This is a genomic window from Porphyromonas bobii (assembly GCF_943169685.1).
GTDB lineage: Bacteria > Bacteroidota > Bacteroidia > Bacteroidales > Porphyromonadaceae > Porphyromonas > Porphyromonas pasteri.
In genome coordinates this window covers 627,947-640,560 of the sequence record NZ_CALPBU010000001.1, presented here as the reverse complement: position 1 = coordinate 640,560, position 12,614 = coordinate 627,947, and the positions used below count along the sequence as shown (strand labels likewise).

The window sequence follows — 12,614 nt, the reverse complement described above, 5'->3', positions numbered from 1 at the left end:
AACCCAAATGTAACGCTTCGTTTTGCAGGAACACTTGCCTATCGTCTCCACGAACGTCCCGACAATCAGCGATTTAAGGGGTATTGATCGGAGGTATCATTATGTACGCTTCGTTCTACCCCCCTTATATGGAGGCTATTCGCTTGGGAGCTGCCTGGACTTCGCAGAGCTTTCCAAATAGGAGCCGTGAACAATTTTTATTACTTCGCGGTTTACTTGATAACAATCCCTAATTATTGATCCGATTATATATGAAGAAAATGACTTGGGCTCTGGCGGGACTTCTTGCTGCGGGCTCCTTTATTGCCTCCTGCTCGGGCTCGAATGGGCAGAGCAGTGTAGCGGCTTCTGACTCTGTGGCTGCCTCTGCTATTGATAGCACACAGGGTGTACAGATTGATTTCGCCGCCTCTGAAGTTCAGTGGAAGGGCTTTAAGCCAACGGGTTCGCACTACGGCAAGCTCCCTGTTAGCTCGGGGCAGCTTGATCTTCGCGAAGGTATCCTTCGTGGTGGCTACGTCGCTCTTCGCCTTGACAGCCTCACTGTAGAGGATCTCAAGCCCGAGGAAGGCGGTGATAAGCTCAAGGCTCACCTTCTGAGCGAAGACTTCTTCGAAGCTGCTAAGTACCCCGAAGTAAAGTTTGAGCTGACGAATATCCCCGCCGAAGGCGTCCGCATCACGGACCTCACGGAGCTCAAGGGGAATCTCACGCTGAAGGACGTCACTAAGAATATCACCATCCCCGTCGCCTCTGTCGTCTATGATCAGGAGCACGGCACCTACGCCATCGCGAGCAAGCCCTTCAACATCAATCGTGCTGACTGGAATGTCAAGTATGGCTCGAAGAGCTTCTTCACCGGTCTCGGCGACAACTTCATCAACGATGATATCGAGCTGAGCTTCCTCCTTCGCACGAAGTAAGCATTCTCCCGTCTCTTCGACGGAATAAGTCCCGGCCCTGCGGTAGTATTTACCGCAGGGCCGGGACTGTTTTTAGGGTGACGCATCGGCTGCTTTGGAAGGCGACCTTTCGTAGCGCACGGACGAAGTTCAATAGCTTGTCGTAAGAAGGTATATACCTTTCGGTCGTGAGGAATATACCTTTCGGTCGTAGGGTATATACCTTTTGCTCGAAGGGTATATACTATTTGCTTGAAGGGTATATACCCTTTGTTCAGATGTTATATTACTTCTGATGAAAAGTAATATAACATTCGGTCAGAAGTAATATAACATTCGGCTGAAAGTAATATAACATTCAGTTAGAAGTAATATAACTTCTGCGGAGAAGTAGAGATACTTCTTGTCGCTTGTACTTGAAGGCTACGCTTCCTCTGGAGCACGAAGCACCTCGAGCTCAGGGTGACGCTCCATATAAGCCACTATGTAGGAGCAGACGGGACGAACAAGAAGGCCTTCGCTTTGGCAGTGCTCGAAGAAGCTTGCGGCTAATTTTGCGGCGATGCCTTTGCCTTGATGCTCGGGCGAAACACGCGTGTGTTTGGCCACAGCAATGGAAGTCTCGGGAAGCACACGAAAGGAAATGTGGCCAAGCTCTTCGCTGCCTTCGTGGAGTGTGAGGCGGCTCTCTTCGCCGCTTGTAGTAAGCTTGATCATCGGATAGCTGTGAGGGTGGGGGAATGAAAAGAGCAAGGCCACCCCACCAAGTCGATGGAGTGGCCTCACGCCATTAATGAAACACGTGTCGTGCTGCTTACTTCTTGCCCTTCTTAGCAGGAGCTACGTTGAGGTCGAGAGCTGCACCAGCCTTGAACTTCACAGCCTTGCGAGCAGGGATCTGGATCTTCTTCTTCGTCTGAGGATTGATACCCTGACGAGCAGGCTTTTCATTTACAGAGAAGGTACCGAAGCCGAGGAGCGTGATCTTCTCACCCTTCTTGAGTTCTTCTGCTACAATGGAAGCGAAAGCTTCGACGGCCTTGCGAGCATCTACCTTCGTGAGGTCAGCTACTTCAGCTACGCGTGCGATAAATTCTGTCTTGTTCATAAGTTCTGTTGTATGGGTTGTACAAAGTTAATTCGTATCCGAAGGGAGCTCCTGGAGTATTATCCTTGTGGGAATGTGTGCCGTAGCTCCCGTTTGATTCTGTTCCAAATGTACAGATTTTTTTGCTTATACAAAGGCTCTACGGCCTTTCCTGCAAAAATATTTGATACCCTCACTCTGATTAATCCACCGTAATCTCTGGAGTACCCCCTACAAGCTTCGTGAAGAAGGTGATCTTGCCAGCATTTATCAGCTCGTCGTGATTGATTCGGTAGGTGTTCTTATAGAGCTTGTTACCTATCTGGAACTCGTCGAAATAGATGCGCTGACGATTGGTATGTTCGTCTACAGGACGCGTCTCGATGACCAGCGTAGGATTCTTGTAGTACTTCGTGTCAAGGTGTATGGTGACCTTGTCAAAAGTAGGCGTAGTAAGCCCGTAGCTCATCGATCCAGGGCAGTCGGGATAGAAGCCAAGCATCGAGAAGATAGCCCATGCGCTCATCGCACCCGTATCATCATTGCCTGGGATACCACTGGGTTCGTTGCGATAATACAGCCCGAGGAGCTTGCGCGTGATACGCTGTGTGCGCCATGCTTCCTTGGGGAAGTAGGTGAAGAGGTAGGGATAAGCGATGTCGGGCTCATTAGCTGGATCGTAGTTCTCCTTATCGAAGACGCTCTGGAGCTTGTCGACGAACTTGCGTTCACCTCCCATGAGCTTTGCGAGACCACGGATATCGTGGGGGACGTAGAAGCTATAGTTCCAGGAGTTCCCTTCGTGGAAGCCAGGGTTAGGCTCGAAGTCGCGGCCGAGGGTGGGGTGGAAGGGCGTGAGGAACTTCCCATCGGGGAGGATAGGACGAAGCAGCCCCGTCTCCTTGTCATAGTAGTGCTTGTAGCCAGAAGCTCGGCGAGCGAAGAGCTGTGCATCCTTCTTCTTGCCCATAGCACTGGCAAATTGGCTGAGATTCCAGTCGGCGATGTAGTACTCCAGCGCGTGAGAGACGGAGTTGTCGAACTTCTCTCTTAAGGGGACGTAGCCACGTGAAGCGTAGTCATCGAAGTCAGGGCGGAGCTTATTGTCCTTACCAGGCGTCGTAGCACCCTTGAGCATCGCTTCGTAAGCGAGCTTCGTGTCGAAGTCACGGATACCACGCTGCCACGTGTCATTGATGACGATGATCGAGGGATCTCCTTCCATGGTGAAGGTCTCCTGTCCGTAGAGTTCCCACTTGGGGAGCCAGCCACCTTCCTTATACATATCCAGCATCGTCTCTACCATAGCCAGCTGCTTGCGTGGATATAGGATCGAGAGGAGTGGGTGGACATTGCGGTAGGTATCCCACAGCGAATAGACGGTATATCTGTCGTGCTTCGTCGTAGCGGTCTGGAGTGATCCCATCATAGGATACTGACCGTTGACGTCCTGTAGGATGTTGGGGTGGATCAAGAGATGATAGAGTGCCGTGTAGAAGATCTTACGCTGGTCAGTCGTACCACCTTCGACCTCGACGACACGCAGTGCCTTCTCCCAGCTATCTTCTGCTGCACGACGAACAGCAGCAAAGTCCAGCTTAGGCTGCTCAGTAGTAAGGTTCAGCAGGGCATTCTCTTCGCTGACGAAGGATACACCCGTCTGGACGTAGATCGTCTCACCAGGCTTGGTGTCGTAGGAGAACCATACTCCGATATCATTGCCACTGATCTCCTTGCGGTAGGTAGGGTAGATCTTGTACTTGCCCTGATCCTTGTCCCATTCTGCTTCTACGCCTTCCATAGGAGGCTGCTTCTTCCAGTAGCCCGAGGCTGGAGCGCGACGGCTGATGCGGATAGCGAAGTACTGATTGAAGACTGCCTGAGGAGCGTAGCAGAAGGTTCCCATGAGCTTGCTCCCTACGATGGTCGAGTCATTGAGGAAGCGCACGGTCGCACCACTCTCATTCGTCAGACCCAGACCAAGGTTTACGAGGATATTACTCTTACCACCGCGCTCAAAGGTGAAAGCTGAGACGGCTGTACGCTGAGTAGCCGTCACCTCAGCCTTGATCTTGTGCTTATCGAGCCGTACGCTGTAGTAGCCAGGGTGTGCCTTCTCTTCGCTCATGGCTGAGCCGTAGTGCGTATAGTCTACATCGAGATCGCCCGCAGAAGCCGATACGATGATACTCCCCAGCTCAGGGCAGCCGACACCGCTCAGATTGACATGGCTGAAGCCCGAGAAGAACTTGTTGTCAGCGGTGTAGGGTGTACTCCACCATCGCTTGTCCTTATCGAACTTATTCAGCTCGGGGGAGCCCGATACATTGAATGGCGTGATGCTCATCAAGCCATTGGGTACGACGGCTCCAGGGTTAGTCGTACCGAAGTTAGAGGTCCCGATGAAGGGATTGACTTCATCGATGAGTCGCTTAGTGCTCTGCGCCCATGCATTGCTCGAGAGCATGAGGAGCGATAGAGCAGCGACCAATGGTAGCTTTGTTAGCTTCATATCGTACGTATAATAAGTAGAGTAGGGGAGAAAGAGTTCATCCCTTGGATAAGGATCATGGACGCTATCGTAGTGAAGCGAGGATGATGATTATCCAAGGGATGATCTCATATAGGCCTCTTCTTTATGAGGCAGAGTATGGGGAGGGATTAGCGGAGCTTACCACCACCCATGAATGGCATCTTCGGCATCTTGGGCATCTTACCGCCCTTGAAGCCCTGCAGAGTCTTCATCATCTTGCGGGTCTGGGTGAACTGCGTGAGGAGCTTATTGACATCCTGTACGCTCGTCCCACTCCCGAGAGCAATGCGCTTACGGCGATGACCATCGAGGATATGAGGCTTAGCTCGCTCCTCGGGCGTCATCGAGTAGATGATAGCTTCGATGCTCTTGAAGGCATCGTCCTTGATATCGATATCCTTGAGCGCCTTCCCGACACCAGGGATCATCGCTGCAAGATCCTTGATGTTACCCATCTTCTTGATCTGCTGGATCTGGGCGAGGAAGTCATTGAAGTCGAACTGATCCTTAGCGATACGCTCCTCGAGGCGCTTGGCTTCACGTTCATCGTAGAGCTGCTGGGCACGCTCGACAAGTGAGACGATATCACCCATACCGAGGATACGGTCGGCCATACGATCGGGGTGGAAGACATCCAGTGCATCCATCTTCTCGCCCATCCCGACGAACTTAATCGGCTTATCGACGACGGTACGGATGGAGAGGGCAGCACCACCGCGGGTATCCCCGTCAAGCTTAGTGAGGACGACGCCGTCGAAGTCAAGACGCTCGTTGAAGGTCTTAGCTGTATTCACAGCATCCTGACCCGTCATCGAGTCGACCACGAAGAGCGTCTCTGAGGGGCGGATAGCACGCTTGATCTCTTCGATCTCACGCATCATCTCTTCGTCGACTGCCAGACGACCAGCGGTGTCGATGATCACGACATCGCAGCCCTGCCCCATAGCTTCAGCGACACCATGGCGAGCGATGCTCACGGGATCCTTGCTGTCGAGGTCAAAGAATACGGGGACATCGAGCTGACCTGCCAGCACGCGAAGCTGCTCGATAGCAGCGGGACGATAGACGTCACCAGCTACGAGCATAGGTTTCTTGCCTTGCTTGGTCTTGAGGAGGTTAGCCAGCTTCCCGGAGAAGGTCGTCTTCCCAGAGCCCTGAAGACCCGACATAAGGATGATGGCGGGCATGCCCGTGAGGTTCAGCTCTGCAGCCTTACCTCCCATGAGGTTCGCCAGCTCATCGTGGACGATCTTCACCATCAGTTCGCCTGGGCGGACTGCGGTGAGGACATCCTGACCTAAGGCCTTCTCCTTGACGTCTTCGGTGAATTTCTTAGCTACGTTATAGTTGACGTCCGCTTCGAGGAGTGCTCGGCGCACATCCTTGAGCGTCTCAGCTACATTGAGTTCGGTGATCTTACCTTCGCCCTTGAGGATCTTAAACGACCGCTCGAGGCGCTCACTCAGGTTTTCGAACATATCTATACGAGTCTATTGGTTGCGGTATCGGGGAAGATAACTGCGGGCTTGAAGCCCTGTGCTTCTTCGTAGGTCATCCAAGCATAGGCCATGATGATCACGGTATCGCCAGGCTGCACCAGACGGGCTGCAGCTCCGTTGAGGCAGATGACACCTGATCCTCGCTCTCCAGCGATGACGTAGGTCTCGAGGCGAGCCCCATTGTTATTATTGACGATCTGTACCTTCTCTCCTGGGAGGATATTCGCGGCCTCGATGAGGTCGGTGTCGATAGTGATACTCCCGATGTAAGAGAGGTTAGCTTCGGTGACTGTGACGCGGTGAATCTTGGACTTCAGTAATTCAACAAGCATATCTCTTATATTTCTTTGATCCAGGCACGACGGGTCTTGTGGTGCTTACGCTCGAAGTAGTTCCACTGCATCTGTACAGCAGCGTTGGTCTCGAGCTCTGGATTGCTCTCGGCATAGCGTACGCCGTTCTTCTGGAAGACAGGGATGAGGTCGTCGAAGAGAAGTGCATTGACACCCTTGTTCTGATACTCTGGGATGACCCCGACGAGGTAGAGGTCGACGATGGGGTTCTTCATCTTCAGCGCCTTCAGTAGGTGGATCCATCCGAAGGGGAAGAGGCTTCCCTTAGCTTTCTGTAGCGCACGGCTGAGGTTGGGCAGCGTGATGCCGAAGCCAATGACCTTATCATCTTCCTCGCGGACGATGACAGTCACAAAGTCGTAGCGTAGCATGGGGATGTACATACGCACGTAGTAGTCGATCTGCTCACGTGATAGCTCAGAGACCCCGTAGAGGACTGAGTAGGCTTGGTTCAGCGTGTCGAAGATACGGTGTGCATAGGGGAGGATCTCCTGCTGATTCTTGAACTTCAGTGTCTTGAGCCCGTACTTCTTGCGGACGATCTCGGCGATACGCTTGTGCTTCTCGGGGATCTCCTCGGGGATCATAATCTTATACTCCTGCCAGTCCTGATCCTTGACAAAGCCCATACGCTGCATATGCTTGGGGTAGTAGGCATAGTTGTAGATCGTAGCCATCGTGCCGAGCTGGTCGAAGCCCTCGATAAGCATCCCTTCGTGGTCAAGGTCAGAGAAGCCCATGGGCCCCTGGAGCATATCCTTGCCGCGGGCCTTACCCCAGTCGGCAACAGCCTTGAAGAGTGCATCGACGACTTCATTGTCATTGATGAAGTCGACGAAGCCAAAGCGTACGTTGTTTTGGTTCCACGTCTCGTTGGCGCGGTGATTGATGATCCCTGCGATACGCCCGACGATACGCCCATCACGGTAGGCGAGGAAGTATGCGGCTTCGCAGAACTTAAAGGCGGGGTTGCGTGCTGGATCCAGCGTGAGGAGTTCGTCCTCGATGAGCCCAGGTACGTGATACGGATTGCCCTTGTAGAGCTTGAGGTTGAACTTGACGAACTTCCGCAAGTCTGCCTTTTCCGTAATCTGTCTTATTTCGACTGCCATATATTATCGTTGTCTCTTGTGCCTCGGTGAGGCTTACACAATGTGCACAAAGATACGGTAAAAAGCTAAGATGCCGAGGTATGAGCTTCGTGGAGATAAGGCTTCTTATAGCTTCTCTCATGATGCTGTCCTTGTAGTATGTCGTCCCATTATCATAGTGCTTTGTGGATAGTCACTTCGTAAACGACTACTGCTCTCTGCTCGAACCACTATTGCTACGAGGGCAAACGACTACTCGTTCGGGGTATGAACGACTATTGGTTCGTACTCGGAACAACTACTGCTTTTAGAGGGAATGACTATTGCTGTAGTCTTGCACCTCGCTCATTTCGATTTACTTACTCGAGGCTATTCGGTGTAAAGCAGTATCGAGTGCCAGCTGTGAGTACCTTGGAGCGGTTTTCCTGTCTTGCTCTAAAAGTAGAAAGCCAAAGGAGGATGGAAAATGAACCTGTACTGATTCATATATAGGTATATGGATGCGTGGGTAGAGCTATATAGGATGGAGAAGAAAGCTATATAGCTTTGGACTGATTCCTATATAGCTTTGTGAAATGGCCTATATTGGGTTGTTGCTTCGCGTATGGATAAAAGTTGTGGACGAGTGGCAGATAAGTTTGGGCTACGTATGTGGCTCTAATATCTACGTACGTGGATATTTGGATTTGCGTGCCTGGTCTTTAAGACTACGTACATAGACAGAGGAAAACCACTACGTGAAGGTGCTTTTCCCTTCACGATAATGGCACTTTTCCCTCCGCTGAATAAGAGGAGTATTTGCGATAAGGCGAAGGGCTTGTGTATCTAAAAGCAGCGAGGTGCCGCCCCAGCCAAGGGAGCGGCACCTCGCGATGCATTAGGATGAAGGGGGCGATTACTACTTCACATTGGGCAGCTCGAGACCGTACTGCTTCTTCTTGTCGATAGCCTTGAGGAGGAGGCTCATCAGCAGGGCTATGACACCGAAGCTGGCGAAGACAAGCATGGCAAGCGTATAGTCCTTGGGTTGACCTTCGGGCACATCTTTATTGACTGAGTCAAGGATGCTACCGATGATGATAGGCACAGACATCAGACCAACGTTCTGGATCCAGAAGATAGCTGAATAGGCAGAGCCCAATACCTTATTGTCAATGAGTTTGGGTACAGAGGGCCACAGCGTAGCAGGTACGAGTGAGAAGGAGATCCCAAGGAGGACAATCGCACTCATTGCAACGATGGTGCTATTGGTGCTACCAGGCACGAAGGGATAGAGAGCAAAGATCAGGTGGCAGATGATCATAAGAATTGATCCGAGGATAAGCATCGTAGCCCCCTTACCCTTGCGGTCAAGGTAGAAGCCAAGGATAGGCGTGACGATCATCGCACCAATGGGGAAGTAGCTGAAGTAAGCAGCAGCCTCTGTCGTTTCAAAGCCGACCTTGTAGTGAAGCATCTCGGTCGCGAACTTCTGGAAGGGGAAGATCGCTGAATAGTAGAGCACACAGAGGATAGCGACGACCCAGAAGACACCACTTCCGAAGACCTTGCCGAGGTCGGAGAACTTGAAGGGCTCTTCTGCCTCTTCTTCTTCGCCTTCGAGGTCCTTATCCAGTGCCTTGTCCATAAAGTAGTAGACGACATACAGCATTAGCCCGATACAAAGAAGTAGAGCACAGAATATGACAGGAGCTTGTACTGACTCAAACTCCTTAGCGAGCCAAGGAGAGAGGCGGAAGATAGCGAAGACACCGAAGCGAGCCAGTGCCATCTCAATGCCCATAGCCAGTGCCATTTCCTTACCCTTGAACCACTTGACGATAGCTCGTGATACCGTCACACCAGCCATCTCGGTACCACAGCCGAAGAGCATGAATCCGAGGCAGGCACAGAGAGCTGTGGGAGGGAGATTCCATCCCGTGATACCATGGATGAAGCTGCTGAAGCTATTGATAGCATCGTAGCCAGGACCACCATTGCGGAAGGTCGCACTCAGGGCATAGACTTTGATAAGGGCCCCAATGACCATAAGACTACCCGATAGTAGCGCCGTGAAGCGTACCCCCATTTTGTCGAGGATGATACCTGCGAGGATGAGGAAGCCGACGAAGACGTTGAGGAAGAATTCACTCCCACCATAGAGTCCGAAGACAGTAGAGTCCCAGCCGAGCTCGGTCTCAACGAGCGTCTTCACAGGAGAGAGTACGTCTACGAACATGTAGGCGAAGAACATCGTCAGCGAGAGGAGTGCCAGCGCACCCCAGCGGGCGGCTGGCTTGTCACGCAGTGACAGCTTTGCTTGTTCCATATCGATAGAATTATTAGTTAGTTGATATCTGTGTTAGAGAGGTCCGCCAAGAGATCGGAGATGAGGAAGTTGCTCCCTCCGACGAAGAGGACATCTGTATCTGGGGTTGCCGCCTTGCGAGCAGCGATGAGCGCCTCGTGGACGTTCGGATAAGTGGCACCTTGTAGTCCATACTGCTCAGCGAGAGCTTGTAACTCCTCTGGTGAGAGGGCACGTGGTACGGAGGCTGCGGTGAAGTAATAACGTGCTTCTTTCGGTAGACGTTGTAGTACTCCGCGGATATCTTTGTCATTAACCATGCCGAAGATGATGTGCAGAGGACGCTGTAGGCTACGGAGTTGGTCTACGATATAGCGGACGCCATCTTCGTTGTGTGCCGTGTCGCAGATGAGTGTGGGGTGCTGAGATAGTACTTCCCAGCGTCCGCGCAGCCCTGTGAGCGAAACGACATCACGTAGCCCATCACGGAATGCTTCCTCGGAGATGGTGATTCCTTGCCTACGTAGCTCTTGGATCGTAGCGTAGATAGCTCGGAAGTTATCCCGCTGTACGAGTCCACCTAAGCCGAAGTAGTAGGGGAGAGCTTCCTTTCCCTCGAGTGTAAAGCTCTGGCCAGGGAACTCGGGAGTCTGTGCCTTGATGTGTACGGCTTCTTCGGCGAAGATGATGGGAGCCTCCTCTTCGGCTGCCTTCTTCACGAAGACCTCGCGCACTTCAGGGGATTCGCCTCGCCCGATGATGACAGGCGTATGAGGCTTGATGATACCCGCTTTCTCCCGAGCTATTGCCTCGAGCGTATCTCCGAGTAGCTGGGTATGATCCTTGCTGATACTGGTGATGACGGAGACAATGGGGGAGATGATGTTGGTGCAGTCAAGTCGTCCTCCCAGCCCAACCTCGATGACAGCAAAGTCTACCTGCGCTTGGCGGAAGTAGTCGAAAGCCATGAGCGTCGTGATCTCGAAGAAAGAGGGCGAGCGCTCTTCGATGAGGGGCTTAGCGTCCTCTACGAAGCGACAAACGAAGTCTTCGCTCACCATCTCTCCATTCACTCGGATGCGCTCACGGAAGTCTAAGAGGTGGGGGGATGTGAAGAGCCCCACACGATAGCCAGAGGCCTGTAAGACGGCTGCTATCGTGTGGGAGGTCGACCCCTTACCATTCGTGCCACCGACATGTATCGTGTGGTAGCAACGGTGGGGATGGCCGTAGTGTGTGTCCAGGGTATGTGTTGTCTCTAAGCCAGGCTTGTATGCCGTGGTGCCTACCTGCTGGAAGACGGGCGTAGCCGCATAGAGATACTCAATAGCTTCTTGATAGGTCATTGAAGTCTATTCAGTGTATCTGGGGCAGGAGCTCAGGATGGAGGGTAATCGTCTGATCTCTATCTGGCCCAACGGAGATGATCGTGATGGGTACACCGATCTCACGCTCTACGAAGGCTATGTAGTCCTTGAGCTCCTGAGGGAACTCCGCTGCAGAGGTGAGCTTGGTCGTGTCGCACTGCCAACCCTTGAGCTCGGCGTAGACAGGGCGTACCGCGTCGGTAAGCTCATAGGGGAAGTTGCGCGTCTTCTTACCATCGATCTCGTAGTCTGTGCAGACGCGGATCGTGGCGAAGCTATCGAGGACGTCGCTCTTCATTATGATCAGGCGGGTGACACCATTGAGCATCACCGTATAGCGCAGAGCTACGAGGTCGAGCCAACCGCAGCGGCGGCGGCGACCTGTCACAGAGCCGAACTCATGACCCAGCGAGCAGAGCTGCTCACCCGTTTCGTCAAAGAGCTCCGTAGGGAAGGGACCCGCACCGACACGGGTGCAGTAAGCTTTGAAGATCCCGTAGACCTCGCCGATCTGTCGAGGAGCGATGCCGAGACCCGTGCAGCAGCCTGCGCAGACTGTGTTGCTCGAGGTGACGAAGGGATAGGAGCCGAAGTCGATATCTAAGAGCGAGCCTTGTGCACCCTCTGCTAAGACGCGGCGTGAGGAGCGAAGTGCATCGTTGATATACTCTTCGCTATCAATGAAGGTGAACTCTTCGAGGTACTTGATCGCATCCATCCACTGAGCTTCGAGAGCTTCGAGGCCCTCCGTGGGGTGCTGATAAGCGCGGAGAAGGGTCAGGTGACGATCCTTCGCCTCTTGGTACTTGCGGAGGAAGTCGGAGTGAATGTCCCCGACGCGCAGCCCTGTGCGGCTGACCTTATCCGTATAGGTAGGGCCAATACCCTTCCCTGTCGTCCCGATCTTAGCACCGCCCTTGGCTGCCTCTTGTGCAGCATCGATCATACGGTGCGTGGGGAGGATCAGGTGTGCCTTGCGAGAGATGACGAGGCGCTTACGCAGATCGTGTCCGCTACGGGAGAGTGCGCGAGCTTCTTCAGCAAAGAGGATGGGGTCAAGGACCACACCATTACCGATGACGTTGATCTTGTCGCCCTGGAAGATACCTGAGGGGATGGAGCGAAGGATGTACTTTTCTCCTTCGAATTCCAGCGTATGCCCCGCGTTGGGACCGCCTTGGAAGCGTGCAATAATATCATAGGAGGGCGTCAGTACATCGACGATCTTCCCTTTGCCTTCATCGCCCCACTGCAGCCCGAGGAGCACATCGACTTGTTCCATTGTATGTGTATTTGCTGTATTGTTTGTTGTCAGCTTGCGCTGTGGCTCTATGCCCAGCGTATGAGCGGTGCTTAGCGGGTCGGCATCTCAGTGGTAGCTCGTCGCGTCATCGAGGGCGAAATCCTTGGCTTGCTCACGTACAAATATACTCTTTTCCCCCCGTTTTAAGACAATATTGTCCGCTACTGGCGGCGCAAATCTCCTGAGGGGCTT

10 protein-coding genes are annotated in these 12,614 nt (G+C 52.8%); 1 reads left to right on the top strand and 9 read right to left on the bottom strand.

Features of this window, described 5'->3' with window-relative positions:
- Positions 1-251 precede the first annotated feature (251 nt).
- Positions 252-923 (top strand): YceI family protein, encoded by a 672-nt coding sequence (locus tag KO088_RS02525; protein WP_251419736.1) that lies wholly within the window; start codon positions 252-254, stop codon positions 921-923.
- A gap of 402 nt (positions 924-1,325) precedes the next feature.
- On the opposite strand, the gene KO088_RS02520 is transcribed toward KO088_RS02525, so the two are convergent.
- From KO088_RS02520 to KO088_RS02480, 9 genes are all read right to left on the bottom strand, one after another.
- Positions 1,326-1,619, bottom strand: coding sequence for a GNAT family N-acetyltransferase (locus KO088_RS02520; RefSeq protein WP_215493310.1), 294 nt, complete (start codon positions 1,617-1,619; stop codon positions 1,326-1,328).
- Positions 1,620-1,716: 97 nt separating this feature from the next.
- Positions 1,717-2,010, bottom strand: coding sequence for an HU family DNA-binding protein (locus KO088_RS02515; protein WP_215493309.1), 294 nt, complete (start codon positions 2,008-2,010; stop codon positions 1,717-1,719).
- A gap of 181 nt (positions 2,011-2,191) precedes the next feature.
- Positions 2,192-4,501: a GH92 family glycosyl hydrolase gene (locus KO088_RS02510; protein WP_215493306.1), complete on the bottom strand. Its 2,310-nt coding sequence runs from the start codon at positions 4,499-4,501 to the stop codon at positions 2,192-2,194.
- 149 nt (positions 4,502-4,650) lie between these two features.
- On the bottom strand, positions 4,651-6,000 hold the full coding sequence (ffh, locus tag KO088_RS02505; protein WP_215493304.1) for a signal recognition particle protein: 1,350 nt from the start codon (positions 5,998-6,000) through the stop codon (positions 4,651-4,653).
- 2 nt (positions 6,001-6,002) lie between these two features.
- Positions 6,003-6,353 (bottom strand): aspartate 1-decarboxylase, encoded by a 351-nt coding sequence (gene panD, locus KO088_RS02500; RefSeq protein ID WP_009432887.1) that lies wholly within the window; start codon positions 6,351-6,353, stop codon positions 6,003-6,005.
- Positions 6,354-6,358: 5 nt separating this feature from the next.
- Positions 6,359-7,486 (bottom strand): GNAT family N-acetyltransferase, encoded by a 1,128-nt coding sequence (locus KO088_RS02495; protein ID WP_060935799.1) that lies wholly within the window; start codon positions 7,484-7,486, stop codon positions 6,359-6,361.
- An 877-nt stretch (positions 7,487-8,363) separates the two neighbouring features.
- Entirely contained in the window at positions 8,364-9,773 is a 1,410-nt protein-coding gene (locus KO088_RS02490) for an MFS transporter (RefSeq protein ID WP_215493302.1), read from the bottom strand.
- 17 nt (positions 9,774-9,790) lie between these two features.
- The gene (locus tag KO088_RS02485) at positions 9,791-11,098 is read right to left on the bottom strand and encodes a bifunctional folylpolyglutamate synthase/dihydrofolate synthase (protein WP_215493299.1); all 1,308 of its coding nucleotides are present in this window, start codon (positions 11,096-11,098) and stop codon (positions 9,791-9,793) included.
- Between the two features lie 10 nt (positions 11,099-11,108).
- Positions 11,109-12,401 (bottom strand): adenylosuccinate synthase, encoded by a 1,293-nt coding sequence (locus KO088_RS02480; protein WP_215493297.1) that lies wholly within the window; start codon positions 12,399-12,401, stop codon positions 11,109-11,111.
- Positions 12,402-12,614 lie beyond the last annotated feature (213 nt).

What these genes read in the sequence shown, in the direction of transcription:
- KO088_RS02495 (WP_060935799.1), bottom strand. Translation starts at nt 7,486, where the DNA reads ATGGCAGTCGAAATAAGACAGATTACGGAAAAGGCAGACTTGCGGAAG.
- KO088_RS02520 (WP_215493310.1), bottom strand. Translation starts at nt 1,619, where the DNA reads ATGATCAAGCTTACTACAAGCGGCGAAGAGAGCCGCCTCACACTCCAC.
- KO088_RS02480 (WP_215493297.1), bottom strand. Translation starts at nt 12,401, where the DNA reads ATGGAACAAGTCGATGTGCTCCTCGGGCTGCAGTGGGGCGATGAAGGC.
- KO088_RS02510 (WP_215493306.1), bottom strand. Translation starts at nt 4,501, where the DNA reads ATGAAGCTAACAAAGCTACCATTGGTCGCTGCTCTATCGCTCCTCATG.
- KO088_RS02525 (WP_251419736.1), top strand. Translation starts at nt 252, where the DNA reads ATGAAGAAAATGACTTGGGCTCTGGCGGGACTTCTTGCTGCGGGCTCC.
- ffh (WP_215493304.1), bottom strand. Translation starts at nt 6,000, where the DNA reads ATGTTCGAAAACCTGAGTGAGCGCCTCGAGCGGTCGTTTAAGATCCTC.
- panD (WP_009432887.1), bottom strand. Translation starts at nt 6,353, where the DNA reads ATGCTTGTTGAATTACTGAAGTCCAAGATTCACCGCGTCACAGTCACC.
- KO088_RS02515 (WP_215493309.1), bottom strand. Translation starts at nt 2,010, where the DNA reads ATGAACAAGACAGAATTTATCGCACGCGTAGCTGAAGTAGCTGACCTC.
- KO088_RS02485 (WP_215493299.1), bottom strand. Translation starts at nt 11,098, where the DNA reads ATGACCTATCAAGAAGCTATTGAGTATCTCTATGCGGCTACGCCCGTC.
- KO088_RS02490 (WP_215493302.1), bottom strand. Translation starts at nt 9,773, where the DNA reads ATGGAACAAGCAAAGCTGTCACTGCGTGACAAGCCAGCCGCCCGCTGG.